We start from the raw sequence: 1,164 nt of genomic DNA, 5'->3' as shown, positions 1-1,164 counted from the left end.
CACGCCGCCGACGGGATGCCTCGGGTTGCGGACGCACCGGCTGGTCCGGCAGGCACTCGCCCCCGCCCCGGTCACCTGCCGACCGCTGCTCACCCACCTGCGGATCGTCTCAGCCGGACCGGGCGGTCGCGGCGGAACGCGGGCCACACGTCCCGCCGGGTAGGGACGTGCGGATCGTGCGACGCGGCGGCCGATGACGCACGATGAACCGGACCGCGCCCACAGCCGTACCGAGGTGCGGCACGATGGGCAGAGACGGAAAGGTCGTGAGGATGAGCCACCAGACGCCGGCTACCCACCGCCCGCTGACCACAGCGCTCGCGGAGGCCGCCGCGATGGCCGGTCACGCGCCGTCGGTGCACAACAGCCAGCCGTGGCGCTGGCGGGTGCTGCCCGACGCGCTGGAGCTGCGGATGGTACGCGACAGCAGGTTGGCCGCCACCGACCCGGAGGGCGAGTTGGTCACCCTCAGCTGCGGTGCGGCGCTGCACCACGCCCGGCTGGCGTTGGCCGCCGAGGGGTGGGCTACCGACGTGCGGCGGATGCCCGACCCGAGCGACCCCGACCTGCTCGCCCGGCTCACCGAGCCGCGGGCCACCGGCGCCGACCCGGACGCGATGCGGGCGGTGCAGTGCATGCAGGTGCGGCACACCGACCGGCGTCCGGTCAGCGACGAGCCGGTCCCCGACGACTCCTTGAGCGCCATCGCGGCGGCCGCCGTGCAGGAAGGTGCCCGGTTGGAGGTCCTCGACCGCGACCAGGTGCTGCAACTGGCCGCGTCCGCCTCGCAGGCCGCCACGGTCGAGGCGGAGGACTCCCGACTCCGGGAGGAACTGGAGTACTGGACCAGCCGTGCCGGCGGCACCGGGCTCACTCCCGAGGTGTTGCCGGAGCAGCCCGCGCAGACCACCGTGCCGGGGCGGGACTTTGGTCGCGCCGGCACGCTGCCGGTCGGGCCGGGACACGACCGGGCGGCGTCCTACGCGGTGCTCTACGGCGACCAGGACGAGCCGGTCGACTGGCTGCGGGCCGGCGAGGCGCTGTCGGCCGCCTGGCTGGCCGCCACCCGACTGGGTGTTTCGATGGTCCCGCTCAGCGGGGTGGTCGAGGTGCCGGCCACCCGGCAGACCCTGCGCCAGTTGCTCGCCGGGCTCGGCCACCCGT

Annotated in this window: 1 protein-coding gene; it reads left to right on the top strand. The window is 75.2% G+C overall.

The features are described 5' to 3' along the window. Positions 1–272: 272 nt before the first annotated feature. The coding region (locus tag ENC19_RS29160; RefSeq protein WP_164450246.1) for an Acg family FMN-binding oxidoreductase at positions 273–1,164 on the top strand (892 nt) is incomplete at its 3' end.

It is taken from the genome of Verrucosispora sioxanthis (genome assembly GCF_010560025.1).
Lineage (GTDB): Bacteria > Actinomycetota > Actinomycetes > Mycobacteriales > Micromonosporaceae > Micromonospora > Micromonospora palythoicola.
This window is presented reverse-complemented; position numbering and strand designations above follow the sequence as displayed.